At 45.2% G+C, this 17,327-nt stretch carries 17 protein-coding genes and 1 pseudogene; 13 read left to right on the top strand and 5 right to left on the bottom strand.

The window, feature by feature from the left end; all coding sequences use genetic code 11:
• Nucleotides 1-88: 88 nt before the first annotated feature.
• A complete protein-coding gene (locus QUB16_RS11810) occupies nucleotides 89-337 on the bottom strand; it encodes a hypothetical protein (protein ID WP_333316176.1) in 249 nt (82 codons plus the stop codon).
• Between the two features lie 216 nt (nucleotides 338-553).
• Between QUB16_RS11810 and QUB16_RS11805 the strand changes: the two genes are divergently transcribed.
• The 8 genes and pseudogenes from QUB16_RS11805 to QUB16_RS11770 all read left to right on the top strand — a co-directional run bounded on the left by QUB16_RS11805 (nucleotide 554) and on the right by QUB16_RS11770 (nucleotide 4,489).
• A complete protein-coding gene (locus QUB16_RS11805; RefSeq protein WP_333316174.1) occupies nucleotides 554-1,933 on the top strand; it encodes an NB-ARC domain-containing protein in 1,380 nt (459 codons plus the stop codon).
• A gap of 26 nt (nucleotides 1,934-1,959) precedes the next feature.
• Nucleotides 1,960-2,163: a transferase hexapeptide repeat containing protein gene (locus QUB16_RS11800; RefSeq protein WP_333316172.1), complete on the top strand. Its 204-nt coding sequence runs from the start codon at nucleotides 1,960-1,962 to the stop codon at nucleotides 2,161-2,163.
• Nucleotides 2,164-2,246: 83 nt separating this feature from the next.
• A complete protein-coding gene (locus QUB16_RS11795; protein WP_333316171.1) occupies nucleotides 2,247-2,579 on the top strand; it encodes a DUF433 domain-containing protein in 333 nt (110 codons plus the stop codon).
• Between the two features lie 17 nt (nucleotides 2,580-2,596).
• Nucleotides 2,597-2,947, top strand: coding sequence for a DUF5615 family PIN-like protein (locus QUB16_RS11790; RefSeq protein ID WP_333316169.1), 351 nt, complete (start codon nucleotides 2,597-2,599; stop codon nucleotides 2,945-2,947).
• Entirely contained in the window at nucleotides 2,914-3,381 is a 468-nt protein-coding gene (locus QUB16_RS11785) for a XisH family protein (protein ID WP_333316167.1), read from the top strand. The genes QUB16_RS11790 and QUB16_RS11785 overlap by 34 nt, the downstream gene beginning before the upstream one ends.
• On the top strand, nucleotides 3,369-3,689 hold the full coding sequence (locus QUB16_RS11780) for a XisI protein (protein ID WP_333316166.1): 321 nt from the start codon (nucleotides 3,369-3,371) through the stop codon (nucleotides 3,687-3,689). Before QUB16_RS11785 ends, QUB16_RS11780 begins: the two co-directional genes overlap by 13 nt.
• A 253-nt stretch (nucleotides 3,690-3,942) precedes the next feature.
• Nucleotides 3,943-4,131, top strand: a pseudogene (locus QUB16_RS11775) (type II toxin-antitoxin system HigB family toxin); the annotation flags it as partial.
• Nucleotides 4,112-4,489, top strand: coding sequence for a helix-turn-helix domain-containing protein (locus tag QUB16_RS11770; protein WP_333316164.1), 378 nt, complete (start codon nucleotides 4,112-4,114; stop codon nucleotides 4,487-4,489). The pseudogene QUB16_RS11775 and the gene QUB16_RS11770, both read left to right, overlap by 20 nt.
• 91 nt (nucleotides 4,490-4,580) lie before the next feature.
• Here the strand turns inward: QUB16_RS11770 and QUB16_RS11765 are convergent, their stop codons facing one another.
• Nucleotides 4,581-5,075, bottom strand: coding sequence for a GAF domain-containing protein (locus QUB16_RS11765; protein WP_333316162.1), 495 nt, complete (start codon nucleotides 5,073-5,075; stop codon nucleotides 4,581-4,583).
• 139 nt (nucleotides 5,076-5,214) lie between these two features.
• On the opposite strand from QUB16_RS11765, the gene QUB16_RS11760 reads away from it, so the two are divergent.
• Both QUB16_RS11760 and QUB16_RS11755 read left to right on the top strand, forming a co-directional pair.
• Nucleotides 5,215-5,394: a hypothetical protein gene (locus QUB16_RS11760; protein WP_333316160.1), complete on the top strand. Its 180-nt coding sequence runs from the start codon at nucleotides 5,215-5,217 to the stop codon at nucleotides 5,392-5,394.
• Nucleotides 5,395-5,457: 63 nt separating this feature from the next.
• A complete protein-coding gene (locus QUB16_RS11755; protein ID WP_333316159.1) occupies nucleotides 5,458-6,330 on the top strand; it encodes an alpha/beta hydrolase in 873 nt (290 codons plus the stop codon).
• 95 nt (nucleotides 6,331-6,425) lie between these two features.
• On the opposite strand, the gene QUB16_RS11750 is transcribed toward QUB16_RS11755, so the two are convergent.
• Nucleotides 6,426-6,578, bottom strand: a complete 153-nt coding sequence (locus QUB16_RS11750; RefSeq protein ID WP_333316157.1) for a hypothetical protein — start codon at nucleotides 6,576-6,578, stop codon at nucleotides 6,426-6,428.
• A gap of 173 nt (nucleotides 6,579-6,751) precedes the next feature.
• Here QUB16_RS11750 and QUB16_RS11745 point away from each other — a divergent pair, with 173 nt between their 5' ends.
• The 3 genes from QUB16_RS11745 (at nucleotide 6,752) to QUB16_RS11735 (ending at nucleotide 15,562) form a co-directional block, all read left to right on the top strand.
• A complete protein-coding gene (locus QUB16_RS11745) occupies nucleotides 6,752-8,044 on the top strand; it encodes a glycosyltransferase family 39 protein (RefSeq protein ID WP_333316155.1) in 1,293 nt (430 codons plus the stop codon).
• Between the two features lie 33 nt (nucleotides 8,045-8,077).
• Nucleotides 8,078-9,520, top strand: coding sequence for a hypothetical protein (locus QUB16_RS11740; protein WP_333316153.1), 1,443 nt, complete (start codon nucleotides 8,078-8,080; stop codon nucleotides 9,518-9,520).
• Between the two features lie 549 nt (nucleotides 9,521-10,069).
• Nucleotides 10,070-15,562 (top strand): response regulator, encoded by a 5,493-nt coding sequence (locus tag QUB16_RS11735; protein WP_333316151.1) that lies wholly within the window; start codon nucleotides 10,070-10,072, stop codon nucleotides 15,560-15,562.
• 208 nt (nucleotides 15,563-15,770) lie between these two features.
• Here QUB16_RS11735 and QUB16_RS11730 read toward each other — a convergent pair whose 3' ends face one another.
• Nucleotides 15,771-16,478, bottom strand: a complete 708-nt coding sequence (locus QUB16_RS11730; protein WP_333316241.1) for an ABC transporter ATP-binding protein — start codon at nucleotides 16,476-16,478, stop codon at nucleotides 15,771-15,773.
• A gap of 64 nt (nucleotides 16,479-16,542) precedes the next feature.
• Complete coding sequence (locus QUB16_RS11725; protein WP_333316150.1) at nucleotides 16,543-17,322, bottom strand: ABC transporter ATP-binding protein; 780 nt, start codon at nucleotides 17,320-17,322, stop codon at nucleotides 16,543-16,545.
• Between the last annotated feature and the right edge of the window lie 5 nt (nucleotides 17,323-17,327).

The raw sequence follows: 17,327 nt of genomic DNA, 5'->3' as shown, positions 1-17,327 counted from the left end.
ATGCTTCGCACCCTACCGTACCGTATAATCCATCTTATTTTATCCAGAAAGCCATGATAATCGTCTTCACCTAATGCAAATTTTAGCTTTAAGTATCAGATTGTTCCGCATCATCTGTACCTTCAAAAAAGCCGCTAGTTGTATCACTATATGTCAAGGAAGTGCCATCATTAGCAGAGACAGAAATATTCGATGTTTGAGTTTTCGGATCATAGGATTGTTTTAGGACTTCTGAATCCTGAATCGCTTGATCGTACAATGCTGGGTCGAGTCTCTCTAAAAAACTTAGGGTAAAAGGCACTGATCTTGCTGTTTCATCAAAAGTTTGTGTTTTCATGTGATTTATTCTTGAAAATTGATTAACATTTAAGATCGTACTTTCTAATCTTTAGACTGGAGTGGCATTTAGTAGGAAAATTGATATGGTGGGATTTGGTGTGATATAGTGCCATTAGGTGCTAATCTTTAGTAACCTTTTACAAAAATTAACTTTTAGTGGCAAAAAGTGGGTTTTGGTGGCGAAACTAAAAAGATTGAGTGAGGTTAAAAATATATGGACGTTAAAGAATTGTCAAAATGGACTGATGAACAGGTATTCGCTAAAACAGGGCAACATCTTGATTCTTTACACAAATCTATATTAGAAAGTGTTTTACAACGTCAAAATTTTCATAAAATTGCGGGAAATAATGGTTATAGTTACGATCATGTTAAAAGAGAGGGAGCAAAATTATGGAAACTTCTCTCTGATGTTTTTGCCGAAGATATTGATCAAAGGAATGTTCGTTCTATTTTAGAAAATAAAGCTATATCTACTATCTACAGTTTTGGTAATTCTTCGTTGATTATTAGTAATCCTAACATTAATAAAAGTCATGTTAATATTTGTAGAGAAAATCCTCAATCTTTAGAGGATATAGAAAAGCGATCGCCCTCTTCCCAAGTCCAAAATCAACTCCCAATCATTGATCTAACAACAGCACCAGAATTAAACTATAATTACGGGCGTAATTCAGAAATTCATACTCTTAAAGAATGGATTTTAGAAGATAAGACTAGATTAATCACAATTTATGGATTGAGTGGCATAGGGAAAACGGCTTTAACCCTGAAATTAATCTCAGAAATTAACACACAATTCGATTATATTATTTATCGCAGTCTTGAGCATTTGCCTAAACTGATCGACCTTAAAGATGAACTTAAACAGTTTTTTTCTCAATCCCACGCAACTCCATTACCAGAAATAATAGATTATTTTCGCTCATCTCGTTGTTTAGTAATCCTTGATGACGTGCAGAATATTTTTAAAACTGGTAACTTAGCGGGTCAGTATTTAACAGACTATAAAGATTATTGTAAATTTTTTCAGCAAATTGCTACCTTATCTCATGAGAGTTGTTTAATTTTAATTAGTTGGGAAAAACCTGGAGAAATAGAGACTTTAGAAAAAGAAAACAAATACACAAGAGTATTACAAATTCAAGGATTAGGAGAAGAAGCAAAAGAAATCTTGAGACAAAAAAAATTACAAGATGAGGAAAAATGGGAGGAATTAATAACACTATATCAAAGTCATCCGGCTTGGTTAAATATTATTTGTTCAACAATTATAGAATTCTTGAACGGGAGCGTTTCCGTTTTTCTGACAGATGAAAATGAGTTGTTTTTAGGTGACATAGAAACCAATTTAGAATCGCAGTTGGAGCGGCTATCAGAATTAGAAAAAAATGTGATAAACTGGTTAGCCACTCAAGATAAACCGATAGATATTTCCCAAAAACCTGCTAATATGGAAGTATCTCAAGCTAAATTTATGCACATTATACAATCTTTAACCAGACGCGGTTTAGTAGAAAAAGTTCCCAGAAAAGAGCCAGCAAAATTTCAGCTAAATTCTATTTTTAAAGCACATATTAAGAGTGATTTTTAGGAAAATAAGTTGATAACTAATATTAAATGTTAACAAAAAATATCTTTTTTGTTAAGCAGAAGCAAATTGCGACTCCTGGGCCGACGAATTGGCTGCAACAAATTACAGGGTCTTTCAAAGATGAACCAGCTTTTGAGGAGGTACTTGTTTACGGACGATCGATTCGCCAAGGAGATGAGTCTTTCCTCGAAGCGGTATCTAAAAACAAGAAACCTGAGAATTACTTGTGAGATAGTGCGATCGGCTTTTTAACAGAACAATTGTGTTCTTAGATAAGTTACAATTGTCATGTACGAATCTAGGATAATTTTCTATGAGCCTCGTTTTAGAACGTGAGACACCACCCCTCCAAGAAGATGAAACCGGAGCAATTCGAGTTGGCAGTTCAAGGGTTTTGCTGGAGACTGTGATTCGTGCGTTTCAAGATGGTGCATCCCCTGAGTCGATCGTGCATCGATATTCGACTCTATCTTTGTCCGATGTCTACAACACAATTGGCTACTATCTCCGACACCAAGATGCTGTAGAAGCATATTTAGATCGGAGAGAAATGTTAGCTGAATCAGTTCAGCAACGTTTGTCTGGTATCCAACCCGATCTAAGCTTAATTCGCGATCGTTTATTATCTCAACCAAAGCTGAGATAATATCAGTATTAACAGTTATGCTGAGTTTGTTAAGCGACGAGAATTTCAATGGTGACATTGTTCGAGGGCTGTTTTTGCGTCAGCCTAATCTTGACCTACTCCGGGTTCAAGATGTTGGGTTACGAGAAGTAGACGATCCAGCAATTTTAGCTTGGACAGCAATGAATAGGCGTATCCTTCTCACTCACGATCGTGCAACGATGCCGGATTTTGCTTACGATCGCTTAGTAGCAAAAGAACCGATGGCAGGGATGTTTGTTGTCAACGATCGAATGCCAATTCGACAGGCAATTGATGAGTTGATACTGCTAATCGATTGCAGCGAGCAAGAGGAATGGCAGGGAATTGTACTTTACTTACCTTTGTGACAGCTCAAGTTTCTAGTAGTTGCGCCGGCCTAACAAGTGGAGAAGTCTTTATCGCCCTACAAAAAGATGGCTGGAAGATTACCCACGCTCCCTACCAGTTACGCTATGGTGTTGCTGATGTCTACATATATCTTGCAGCCTCTGAAGCGATCGCCGCTGAAAAAGAAGGACGTAAAATAGCTGTGGAAGTCAAAAGTTTCGTAGGTGGATCTACCATTTCTGAATTCCACACCGCCCTCGGTCAATTCCTCAACTATCGCATTGCCATCGAAGTCTCTAGCGAACCAGAACGTATACTCTATCTGGCAGTTCCCACCGATACCTACCAAATGTTTCTCAGATTTGAACCCGCAAAAACTGTCATCGAACGTTATGAAATTAGACTAATTATTTACAATGCAACTCGTGAGGCGATCGACCAATGGATAGACTAAACGAATACCGCAAAATTGTGTGTGACTTTCTAGAAGACTTTTCTACCAATGACGCAAATGCTCAGTTAATATTCGATTTCGCCCGCGATCGATACCTCGTCATGCACAACGAATGGCGCGACGAATATCGCATCTATGGGTGTGCCATGCAGCTCGATATCATCGAAAATAAAATCTGGATTCAACACAACAGTACGGAAATCTACATCGATCGAGAACTGATTGAACGTGGCGTGTCTCCTCAAGATATCATTCTTGGGTTTCGCTCCCCCAGCATCCGAAAACTCCTTGCCACCAACTATTCCTAGAGACAAAGATTCTGTGGTAAAATGATGAGATAGCACGTTATTCTTTGCCCTATGAGAATGGCAGAACCGATATTTCAATTGTCTCGTGTTTCGGGAGTTCCAGTCATAAAGTTCTATGCGTATTTTGTCCCGCAGCACCTTGCGAAACTTTTGGGAAACTCATCCAGATGCCTCAGAAGCACTAAAAACTTGATACTACGAAGCGTCTCGCGCCGATTGGCAGAGTCCAGTCGATGTTAAGTCCGCTCATGGTAATGCCAGCATCATTGGCAACAATCGTGTTGTGTTCAACATCAAAGGCAATTCCTATCGGCTGATTGTTGCCATTCGTTATGACATCGGCATTATTTTTATCCGCTTTATTGGCACTCATGCCGAGTATGACAAGGTAGTGCAGAAACAATCTAAACACAAATTGATATATGGAAATACGTCCAATTAGAACCCACACTGACTATCAGGAAGCCCTTCGAGAGGTTGAATTGCTGTTGAATGCAGCTCCAAATACACCTGAGTCCGATCGCCTAGATGTGCTCAGTACCCTAGTAGAAGCTTACGAGAAGGCACACTTTCCGATCGCAATACCCGATCCCATTGCAGCCATTCAATACTACATGGACGCCCGCGGATGGTCTGGTAGGGATTTGGAACAATGTATTGGCAGTCGAGCTAGAGTATCTGAGATATTATCTCGCAAACGATCCTTGACTTTGGAAATGATTCGGAAGCTGAATCAAGAGTTAGGAATTCCCGCTGAGATTCTCATCCAGCCCTATGAGTCGCTACAAACCTCCGCCTAACAATAGAACACCATATTTTGGTTGGTTGGTAATTTTCCATTGCACCGACAATGCACCCTAATAGTCACAAAGCAGGATTTTGGATGAAAGATTAACTATCTTGAATTGTGGGAGACATTGCCATATTTTGTGCTTGTTGCTGCATGAATTCAATGTCCGATCGCAACCAAGTGCGGGGCCCGCTGCACTGATGAGCAATTAACAGCCCCCACAGTCTTTTGTTCGTTAAAATTGGCACGACTAAATTGGCGCGAACTTTCAGGCTACGCAGAAAATCTCGGTGGCATGGGTTAATTGGTTCTACTTCAATATCTGCAATTGCTCTAACTCTGCCGGCTTCGTACAAAGCAGCGTATTCGTCGTTAAAACACTCGTCGGGCCCCGTTGAACCCAAGATTGAGAGTTCGATCGCACTCAACATCTCGTAAGTCACTCGACCTTGCCACTGTCTGTAAAAATAGTACAGTACGGCGCGATCGCTCTGCAAAACTTCTCGAATGTCGTAGAGAGATTTTTCAACTAATACATCGCGCTTTAGACGATCAGTCAAGCGGTTAACAATGTTTTGCAGCCGATCGCCCGACATAGTATTAACTCCTTTAATTCCTAGTACACTCGCCCGATCTTAATTCTTGAACTTGCACCTTCACAACACCTCAAATTCTTGCGCTTCTGGATTTGCGCGCGATCGAAAATGAGTAATTTTTGGCTTAACAGTTGTCTGGATGCCAGCAACATTATACTATTATTTTGACAGAGATAGCAATCTTTGTGGGAAACGGGCGAGCGACTTTTTTTATGAACCGCTTTCGCGAAGAACCACAGGCGGGACGCCTGTTCCACAAAGGAAGAGAAGAGAAGAGGAAGAGTTTACAGGTGCTGGGAGAATTGCTACATATGCCTAAAGTTGGTTCCTCTTAAAGAGAGTAACTGCTAGGCTATCTCGATAGCTAGAGGAAGCATCAAATATGTCTGTGCTAGAAGCTGCTTGGAAACACGAATTTATCGCTACGAACGGCATTAAACTGCACTATGTCACTCAAGGTTCTGGGCCGCTGATGCTCATGCTGCACGGATTTCCTGAATTTTGGTATTCTTGGCGACATCAAATCCCGGAATTTGCATCAGATTATAAAGTCGTCGCTGTAGATCTCAGGGGTTACAACGACAGCGACAAACCTCACGATCGATCGGCTTACGTGATGGCAGAGTTTGTGCAAGATGTCAAGGGCATTATTCAGGGTTTGGGATACGAAAGTTGCGTCTTAGTTGGTCACGACTGGGGAGGCGCGATCGCCTGGAATTTTGCTTATGCTTATCCCCAAATGGTGGATAAATTAATTGTGATGAATCTACCCCATCCGGCCAAGTTTGCTGAAGGGCTACGCACTCCCCAACAATTGTTGAAAAGTTGGTACATCTTTTTGTTTCAGTTGCCAGTTTTGCCGGAGTTGTTAATTCAGTTGGGCGACTATCAGGCAATTTCGGCTGCTTTGGAAGGTATGGCAGTTGACAAAAGCACCTTTAGCCCCTCAGATATGGAAGCTTACAAAGATGCGGCTGCCAAACGGGGCGCTCTGACTGCTACTATCAATTATTACCGCAATATACCTGGCGGATTTCTCGATCGCCAGAATTGGAGCGTGCTGCAAGTTCCGACGCTGATGATTTGGGGAGAAAATGATGCCGCCTTCGACAAAGAGTTAACCTATGGAACCGCAGATTATGTGCGGGATTTTCAGATTCATTACATTCCTAATTGCAGCCACTGGGTACAGCAGGAACAGCCGCAGTTAGTGAATCGGTACATGAGAGATTTTTTGGCAAGTAAGTTCATTTAATATCATATCCAGTTTGATCGGAATGCTACTGAGCCTGCGAGTAGGACGATCGCGATTCACTCAAAAAATTATTATTCCCATGCCAGCAGAGATATTCACCGACTGCTGATTCCCTCCGTAGTGCGCCCGCTCATTTCGCTGGGGTGAATGCGGTAACTTGCAATTACCTTTGCACGCCCCAGCGAGTCAATCCAGGTGCGATTGATGGCGGGCGAAAGTTTCGGGTTGTGTTCTTTGACCAATTCCATCGCGCGATGTCTTCCTGCTGCGTAAGGCGTTCTGCTCGCCCGTTCACATTAAATATAATCCGTGGTAAAAAACATCAATTCTCGCAAAAGATGGAAGGTGAAATGATATAATTTTTGACATTCCCAACCTAAAAAATTGGGAGCGGCAAATCAAATCTTCGCACTCAGTTTTTATGACACCAGACATCTTGGCAGCGCAGCAGCAAAGAAATCACCGCATAATTGTCTCGGCCCTCATTTGTCTGACGCTGCTGGGACTGGCATTGCGCCTTTATTTGGCGTGGCGCACCAACCAAACTCTCCCCGATACCCCCGCCCGTCTCAGAGGCGACGAACCGGGCTATGAACGTTTCGCATACGATCTGCTGAACGGTTATTTTTTTCAGAGGCCAGGCAGGACGCCTGTGTATCCCTTTTTTATAGCTGGATGCTATGCAATTTTTGGTCGTTCTCCCGCATCTGTAGTCTACGTACAAGCTTTTTTGGGGGCGACAATCATACCGCTAACTTTTATCCTGGCACGGCGTTTTACTGGCCCTCAAAGTTCCTTAGTAGCGGCTGGATTAGTTGCGATCAATCCCTCCCTCATTCATCATGTCAGGCTGCTGCAAACAGAGGTTTTATACACGCCTTTAATACTTTTAACAGTGCTGGGCCTGTTGCGGGCATTGGAACAGCCGCAGTGGCAAAATTTTTCATTAGCAGGTGCGCTGTTGGCAATTACAAATCTTTGTCGGCCGACAGGGATGTTGCTTCCAGCAATTGTGCCACTATTGATGCCGCGTCAATGGCATTTTAAGCGCAAGATTGCTTTGTTTCTTGCTTATTTGGGCGCAATTATCATCATTACTGCACCTTGGACTTACCATAATTATCGAACGCACAAAACTTTTTTGATTTACAGCGTTTCTACGGCGCTGCTGTGGCAAGGAAGTCCAGAGTTTTATCATTTGGCTTATGAAAAACTGCCAAAACGCCATATTGTTCAAATTTGGCAAGAAGAACTCAATCCGGCTCGGAATGGGGGACACAATGCTTTTACAATTGAGGGCGATCGCTATTTTACCAAACGGGCGATCGCTTCAATCCTCCGCGAGCCTGCTGTCTATCTCTGGTATTGTTTGCAAAAGGCAGTTTTTTTCTGGTTGGGGAACCCTATAAGTGACTGGCCTTATCAGGATCTGTTTAATGTGAAGGCAATGCGGCTATTCTTTTCGCCGCCACGGATAGTCGGTATTTTAGCTGCGCGAAATTTGCCTGTATTTGCTGCTTTGGGCATGATAGTTGTGCGGCATCGCTGGCGGGAGTTTTTGCCGCTGTTGGCAGTCTGTGCCTATTTTACTGTGATTCATGCGCTCACTTTTACAGAAGTTCGGCACAGCGAGCCGCTGCACCCGATTTTGGCGGTCGTAATTGCTACGGCGGCGGGAGAACTTCAGCGTCGCTTGAAGTTAATTAGTCAGTAGGTATTAGGCAGTTTGTCATGAGTTATTAACCCAGTGTTATCAAAAACAATTATTCGGAATTTTACCATCGCCATTTTAATGGCTCTTGGCATAGGGTTGTTCATCGGAATGACAACTTTTGCTCAAAACATCGAAACAATTAAAATTTCCGGTACTGCTGCGGGTGTCAGCACTCGCTACATTGGTGCAGTCGAGGGCAATATCAATTTCGACATCAAAGATTTGCAAGATTTGGGAATTAATACATACCGCATTTACGGGGGTATGTCTCGATGGGAAGCTGAAGATGATGATGGTAAATACGGTTGGCCATCTATTGATGAAATTAAGACAAATCCCAATATAATTAATTGGGCGCATTGGGATCAGATGATGACTAATCCGCCCCAGGGTAGCGATTATTGGTGGTCTGGACGACCAGGTAGGGTTTGGCAAGGCAATGCCAGGACTATTTTTAATAGTCTCAAACAAGCAAATATTCGCCCGGTTGTGAGTATTCGGAATGTTGATAATAACTGGAATCCGAGTTGGGCGCTGCAACTGAATCCGCCGCGCACAGGAGAAGATTGGAACGAGTGGTGGGAACACGTTTTTGCTACGGTTTATTGGCTGAATGTTCGCAATGATTACCGCGTTGATGATTGGGAAATTCACAACGAACCGGACAATCGCGATCAGGGTTGGGGCGGGACTAGGGCTGACTATTTTGAATTGGTTAAGGTGGCAAAAGAGGCGATCGACTTTGTTTATAAAACTTATTTGCCCGATCGCACTTACCGCATCCACGGCCCGAAAACCATAGGCGGCAGCAATTGGCCGGCTAGTGCTTTGCAGGAAATACCGAATTATTTCGATACAGTCAATATCCACAACTACGATGCAGATATTTCTAACTACACCCGCAAAGTGCGCGGCTGGATGAACGGTACTGTCCGCGCTAACTCGCAGCTTTGGGTAGGAGAATGGGGAACTTACAACATGAGCTACGGCGATTTATCTTTAGCTTTAAATTTGATTAAGAATTTGATTCGAGGTTCTCAACCGGGGGATAATTATATTGACGGCAGTCACATATTCTGTTTGTACGACTGGGGCAAGCCCGCAGGGGCGGAAGGTTTGCTAGGGGACGGGGGAAAACGGCGCGCGGCCTACTATGCTTTGCGGATGGGAATTAGGGCTTTGCAGGGCGGGAAAGCTACCTTTTTTCCTATCACTAACAGTTCGGATTTAATGGCAGTTGCAACTCTTGATGCTAGCAAGAATGTTTACTTGCTGGTTGTCAATGACCGAGCAACATCTTACACTGTTAATGCTGATATTTCGGAGCTGATAAAAACTGGTAATGGCACGGTGCGGGAGTTCAGTTCTAAAAAAATGGATGAGGTTGTTGGTAGCTTAAGGCCCAAGGGCGGCAATGCAAGTTTTGCAGTGGCGGGGAACAGCGCTATTCTCATCAAGTTCGATCGCCAGAATTGAAGCTCAAATCCTCTGGGTCATAATTGCGATACGATAGAATTAGTTATGCTCAGAATTATTTATTTTCTGCCTGTTTGGCCCTGGAACCCTGGAACCCTTGAACCCTCGAACCCCTAATTGCACAGTTGCCATATCTAAGTCGTCCTGTTGTGATTCCCCTCCTGTCGCTGGTAAATTGGTAGCGTGCAGGTATCTTGCCTCAAACAGAATGCGAGCGAGAGTTCGGTTGAGGGCGAGAAAGTAGGGTGCAGTCTAGACAATCGCAGAAATTCTTGCTCGTAAACCCGCAGCAGTTAGGCTAGGCGAGGAATTACCCGCCCGCCCTCATGTCCGCCCTCTGGCAGATAGCATTGGTTCTGAAAGTCAGAAGCCGTCAATTATCAGGATATGGCACGGAATTAATTTTAAATGCCAAGATGCTGGAAGTAGGGGTAAGTTTAATCGTACAGAAACTTTGAGCGCGCTTGGAAATCTCGCGGGTAAAGCCTCTCAATCAACCTGCTGCTCGCGATCGGGTTTTTCCAACAAATATCACTTTTATGCCCCCTGATGTTTATTCCCTCCCTCAGTCAGGTCATCAACCGCAATCCCCTCACCGTCACCCCTGAGACGCCCGTAGAAAAGGCGATCGAGCTGATGAGTAGCACAGGAGCCAGTTACGTCCTCGTGGTAGAACCGCGCGGGAATTCTCAATTCGGAAATCTCACGAACGGGACTTCCCCACAATTGCGGGAACAGTCGGGTTTCTACAACGGCATACCGCGTGCGGTACACGCAGGAGGCAACGGGCGGCCTCTCAACGGCTCAAAAGCTCCCTATGCGGGCGGCCAGACAGTGCTGGGGATTTTTACAACGCGAGATGTCGTACAGCTAAATTCGATCGGCGCTGCTTTGAGCGGATTTGCGATCGAGCAAATCATGATCAGAACCGTAACTGTAGCCAGAGAATCGGAAATTCCCGACTTTTTTGCCTTAGCAAATCTGCTGGATAAAAATCAGATCGGCCATTTGCCCGTCGTCAGCGAGGCTGAAGAACTTGTCGGTTTAATTAGCTCTCAAAGCTTGGTGCAAATGTTGCAGGGAATTGGGGAATCGACACCAAAAGCAATTAGCAGCACTTCGCCACCTGCGGCCTTCGCGTTCCCTCCGCCGCTGCCAATTGTGCATCACAAAGTAGAGCTACCTGCAAGTTTAATTAAACTTTATCAAATCCCTCAAATAGCAGCCTCACGAATAATTCACGCTCCTTCTAATTCTTCGGTTCGCTATTTGGCGCAACTGATGTTTAGACACAATGTTAGTTATGTATTAATCACTGAAACCCCCGATCAACACTCGACTGGTGCGGCTCACAATTCCAAATTTACAAATCCCAACATTCACAAACTGGTTGGGGTGGTAAGTTCGCGGGATATCGTGCAGTTGCAGGCCCTGGGAAGAGACTCTAACAAAATTAGAGCGGGAGCAATTTGCAGCAGTTCGCCGCCGCTGGTGCGATCGCACTCTAGCCTCGAAGCAGCCGTCGCGCTGCTGCAAAAACACTACTGCCAGTTGCCTTTATTAGTCATCAACGAAACAAATCACCCGATCGGGATTATCAATCCTAAAACTATCCTTTTACAAGCGCTGGATTCAAAATCTCTGCATTCTGGCTTGATCGCTTTGCAGCGCCAGCTAGAATCTAGCCACGCTCAATACAAAAAACTCTCAGCAGAAATACAGCGGACAGCAGCAAATAGCCACGAGAGGGCTGAAATTTCTCACCACAGTTTCGTAGAGCGGCCAAATCTCCCCCCAGCAGTCAACAATCAGGGGATTTGGGACTGGAATCTCGAAACAGATGAGTTTTTTTATTCGGCGCGGTGGCAAGAAATGCTGGGCTACCAAGAAGGGGAAATCTCGAATCGCCGATCGGAATGGTGGAGTCGCATCCACCGAGATGATATTGACTCGGTAAAGGCAGCTTTAGAAGAACACTTCGCCCAAAAGACACCGGATTTTGCAGCAGAATATCGGATGTACTGTAAAGACGGCAGCACTGTGTGGGTGCTGAACCGAGGTCAAGTTTTACGCAGCGCTACTGGCAAACCGCTGCGGGTAGTAGGAACTCATACAGATATTACTCTCAACAAGCAGTTTGAAGTCAAAAACCGCGAGCATGATCGAGAACAATTCCATCTATTTGACTCTTTGAAAGCAACAGTAATTTTCCACATAGATGCGGCGGGGGTTTGGAAATTCCTCAACCGCGCTTGGACGGAAATTACGAATTATGCGGTTTCCGAAAGTTTGCAAACTAATTTTTTAGAGTGGGTGCATCCAGATGAGCGCGAGCAATGTGCAAATTTATTGGAGTCTTTGCTGTCCGGGAAGTCGGAATTTGAACGGCGAGAACTGCGATTTAAGTCTAAGTCGGTTTCGGAGAAAAACTCCTTGGGAATTCACAGTAATTCCGGCTTTGTTTCCGTGGAACTATTTGCCCAAGTCCGCCGGAATTTCCAAGGCGAAATAGCGGGAATTTTCGGGACTTTGCACGATGTCTACAACCGCCTCGAAGGAGTTGAGGAACTGCGGGAAAGCGAGCGGGCAATTCGATCGCTCTACGAGGTAATGGTGAGCTCGGAAGGCTCTTTTGACGATCGAACGCTCCGGTTGCTGGCAATGGGCTGTAGTCAGTTTGGGATGGATATCGGGCTGTTGGGCAGGGTTTTGGGCGATCGCTACGAAGTGATTGCGGCTTATGTACCGGAAGATTTTCCCTTTGGATTTGCTAAAGGAGACGGTTTTGCTTTGAGCAGAACCTTTGAGCGAGAGGTTTTGCGATCGAGCGAACCTATTTCTGTCGAATCAGCCGGCACTACTCAGTGGCGCAACCACCCCGCCTACAGCGTCCGCAAGTTGGAGGCTTTTGTGGGGACGAGGGTAATAGTGCAAGGGCGAGTTTATGGTACTTTGAGCTTTACTTCCCGCACCACTAAATCTCCTTTTAAACCGCTGAATTTTGAAATTTTAAAGTTGATGGGCAATTACATCGGCGCTGAAATTGCCCGCGAAGAGCGAGAGCGAACTTTGCAACGTCAGTACCAGCGCGTTTTACTACTCAAACAAATTACTCAAAAAGTGCGATCGACCTTAGACACTCAAGAAATTTTTCAAACTACCGCCACCCAAATCGGCCGCGTATTTGGTGTCAATCGCTGTACAATTCACACCTATCTTTCCGAACCTTATCCCCATCTTCCTTGCGTCGCGGAATACTTAGAACCCGGTCACGAATCGGCTTTAGATTTAGAACTTTCTGTCACTTATAACCCCTACACAGAAAAACTGCTCGCTGAAGATATAGCCCTGGCATCTCCCGATGTGTTTGCCGATCCTTTGCTGGAATCTTCGGGGCCCATGTGCCGCCGCATCGGATTAAAATCTATGTTGGCGGTTCGCACCTCCTATCAAGGAGAACCGAATGGAATTATTACTTTGCACCAGTGCGATGCAACTCGCCAGTGGACTCCCGACGAAATTGAACTATTAGAAGATGTTGCCGCGCAAGTCGGAATTACCTTAGCTCAAGCACAACTTTTAGAAACGGAAGTTCAGCGACAGCGACAGTTGGCCGAGCAAAATGAAGCTTTGGATCAAGCGCGACAAGCGGCGGAAGTTGCTAACAGAGCTAAGAGCGAATTTTTAGCGACTATGAGTCACGAAATCCGCACTCCGATGAATGCGGTCATCGGGATGACGGGCTTGCTGCTGGATATGGAACTAACTCCTGAACAGCGGGATTTTGTGGAGACAATTCGTACCAGCGGCGATGCTTTGCTGACTATTATTAACGATATTCTCGACTTTTCCAAGATTGAATCGGGAAAATTGGATTTGGAACGCAGCCCCTTCGAGCTGCAAAACTGTATAGAAGAATCTCTGGAATTACTGGCTCCGAGAGCCTCAGAAAAAGGTTTAGAGCTGGCTTACTTTATTGATGATTCTGTTCCGAAAAACATTTTAGGAGATGTCACGAGGCTGCGCCAAATTTTGGTAAATCTGCTGGGCAATGCAGTTAAGTTTACAGAATCGGGAGAAATTGTGGTGTGCTGTACGGCTAGGGAAATTGAACAGGTAGCTGCTAAGAGTTCGCCAGATAAAATTAATATTCTAGAGCCACAAACGCTAGTAATTAACCAGGGAGAGTTGGCACGTAGGAGACAATACGAGATTCAATTTGCTGTCCAAGATACGGGAATTGGCATTCCGCCAGACCGGATGGATCGCCTGTTTAAAGCTTTTTCGCAGGTGGATGCTTCGACAACGCGACATTACGGCGGTACGGGTTTGGGACTGGCTATCAGCCAGCGTTTGAGCGATATGATGGGCGGTACAATGTGGGTTGTCAGCCAGGTCGATCCGCGAAGTTCTAAGTCTCAACCGGGAGTTTCTGCGATCGGACAAAGTATCGCGGGAAGGTCGCCTGCAGAATTTACTCCGCCGTCGATATCGGGTTCGGGTTCGATTTTTTATTTCACGGTGACTGCTGAAGCCAATGACATCCGGGCTGAGGAAAAAAGACCCGAATTTGCCGCTGGTAAGCGCTTGTTAATTGTTGAGCATCATGCCATTAACCGGCAAGTTTTGATCCGTCAGGCAGAGTCTTGGGGAATGATACCCGTGGCTGTAACTTCGGGTGCTGAGGCTTTGGAAATCATCAAAGGAAACTCGCCGCTCGATTTAGCTATTTTGGCGATGAATCTACCAGATATGGACGGTGTGGCTTTGGCTGTGGAGATTCGGAAATTTGAGCTGAGCAATTTCTCTGGCGACGAGGGTCTAAATCCGAATGTCAGCGTTAAAAACCCTCGCAAAATAGCACTACCTTTGGTGCTGTTTACTTATTTAAGTAAGGCGGAAGTTTGGAAAAAACTTGAAACTACAGAAGTACATTTTTCGGCTTTCTTAACTAAGCCTTTAAAACAGTCCCAGTTTTATAATGTGTTGCTGCAAGTTTTTGGATATGTTACTGGCAGAAGCGGCCGGGGAGAAGCTTCAAATGTGGTGACTTTGACTTCGGGATTGAAGTATTTTGAAAATTCTCAAGAACAACACCGCGTGCAGCGGACGCCTGCTGTTTTGAGGCAGGGTGCGGCGAATTCAGCCGGACAGGATGCAGCTAATTCTAGTCAGATTCGGATTTTGCTGGCTGAGGACAATGTGGTAAATCAAAAAGTCGCTACGCATTTACTCGACAGGATAGGATATCGGGCTGATATTGCGGCTAATGGGTTGGAGGTTTTGGAGGCGCTGAAGCGGCAATCTTACGATGTTGTGCTGATGGATGTGCAGATGCCGAACATGGATGGGTTGGAAGCGACGCGCCGCATTTGTCAGGAATGGCCGGCTAACAAGAAGCCGAGAATTATTGCGATGACTGCTAATGCGATGCAGGGCGATCGCGAAAAGTGTCTGGAAGCCGGTATGGACGATTATATTACTAAGCCGGTACGCCGGGAAGAGTTGGCGATCGCCTTGAGCAAGTGTTCACCTCTGGTTCGGGATGAATTGGATGCCGTTACTGAGGAAAACAATCAAGATATTTCTGATGACATTGACAGTGATACTGCGGCATCTTCGAGCGTTCAACCAGGAGCCGATTCGCCGATTGATTTTCATATTTTGCAAAATCTCCGCGAGCTAGACGATGATGAAGACCCCGATTTTTTGGGGGAGCTGATTAAGATATATTTGGTAGACGCACCGCAACATTTAGAAACTATTAAGGAGGCTATTTTTCTGGGCGATGCTGATAGTTTGAAGCTGGCTTCTCACACGCTGAAGTCGAGCAGCGCCAATTTAGGAGCCGTGTCTTTTTCTGCTGTTTGCAAGGAGTTGGAGTATATGGGTCGCGCGGCGGTTGAGTCTGGAGGGGAACAGCTTTTTGATGTGAGTACGGCGCGCGATCGCCTGTTGGAAGCCCAAGCGGAGTGGGAAAAGGTGCGGGCGGCTTTTGAGACGGAATTGGAAACGGGGAAGTTGCGATCGCAAATAGGGTAATTTGTTATATCAATTCCGGTTGCACTCTTCCGGAATTGTTGACTGTTGACTGTTGACTGTTGACTGTTGACTGTTTGAACAATACCGATGCAAGCGGAAACGATATTATTTGTTATTTGTTGGTTTTTGGTTGTTAGTTGTCAGTTTCAATAACCAATGCCCCATGCCCCATGCCCCATGCCCCATTCCCAATGCCCAATGCCCATATTTAACTTTCACCTAAATACGCTTTGCGAACAGTTTCATTTGACTGCAAATCGCTAGCAGTACCGGCGACTACAACCTCACCAGTTTGGATAACATAGCCGCGGTGGGCTACACTTAAAGCCATGCGGGCGTTTTGTTCCACCAGTAAAATAGTTGTTCCTTCAGCATTAATATCGCGGACGATCGCAAAAATTTGACTGACTAACATCGGTGCCAATCCCATACTCGGCTCGTCCAATAATAACAAGCGGGGGCGCGACATCAAAGCCCGGGCGATCGCCAACATTTGCTGTTCGCCGCCGCTGAGAGTTCCCCCTTTTTGACTAATTCTTTCTCGCAAACGGGGAAATAAATTTAATGCTTTTTCCATATCCGACTTGATACCGAGAGTATCGTTGCGGAGATAAGCACCCATTTCCAGGTTTTCTTGCACCGTCATGCGCGGAAAAATCAACCGCCCTTCGGGACTTTGAGAAATCCCCAAACGGACGATCGCCTCTGTAGATAGTGCTTCTAAAGGCTTTCCCTCAAATAATACAGTGCCGATTCGCGGGCGCAGCAGTCCTTGAATCGTGCGGAGAGTGGTAGTTTTCCCCGCCCCGTTGCTGCCGATTAATGTCACAACTTCTCCCTGCGACACTGTTAGCGATACTCCTTTGAGAGCGTGGATATTTCCGTAGTAAGTGTGAATGTCTTTAATTTCCAACATCATAATTGCTCTTTGTGGGCTATCTTTACCTAAATCTTAATCAAAATATGGAGATATTTACCCATTAACCATGTCCATCTTCTTCTTTTCCCAAATATGCCTCAATCACGCGGGGATCGGCGCGAACTTCTGCCGGAGTTCCCTCAGCAATTTTAGTACCGTACTCCATAACACTAACGCGATCGCTAATTCCCATCACCACCTTCATATCATGTTCAATCAGCAAAATACTCAAATTCAACTCATCGCGAATCCGGTAAATAAAGCGAGTTAAATCAGCCGTTTCGTTCGGGTTCATCCCCGCCGTAGGTTCGTCCAAAAGCAACACTTTCGGATCGGAAGCCAAGGCCCGCGCAATTTCCAATCTGCGCTGATCGCCGTAGGAAAGGTTTTTTGCCAACTCCGGCGCTTTAGCAACACCTAAACCGACAAAATCAAGCATAGCGAGCGCTTTTATTTTAGCTTCCCGCTCCTCCAGATTCGCAGAGGGAGGGCGGAGGATTGCACCCAACAAACCTGTTTTCAATCGGCAGTGTCTACCTACTAAAACATTATCCAGCACAGTCATGTTGTTAAACAAGCGGATATTTTGAAAAGTTCTAGCAATGCCGAAAGTGGTCAGGCGATCGGGCGGTAAACCCGTTATATTCTTCTGTTCTAGGAGCAACTGACCAGCACTCGGTTTGTAGATGCCTGTCAGCATATTAAAAAAAGTAGTTTTGCCCGCACCGTTGGGGCCGATCAAACTGGCGATCGAGCCTTTTTCCAATGTTAAACTCACCTGGTTGACCGCAGTCAAACCGCCGAATCGCATTGTAAGTTGCTGTGCTTCTAATAATGACATTTTGG

Source organism: Microcoleus sp. D3_18a_C4, from assembly GCF_036702415.1.
Lineage (GTDB): Bacteria > Cyanobacteriota > Cyanobacteriia > Cyanobacteriales > Microcoleaceae > Microcoleus.
The sequence above is the reverse complement of the archived record's forward strand: the minus strand, read 5'-3'. Positions and strand labels throughout refer to the sequence as shown.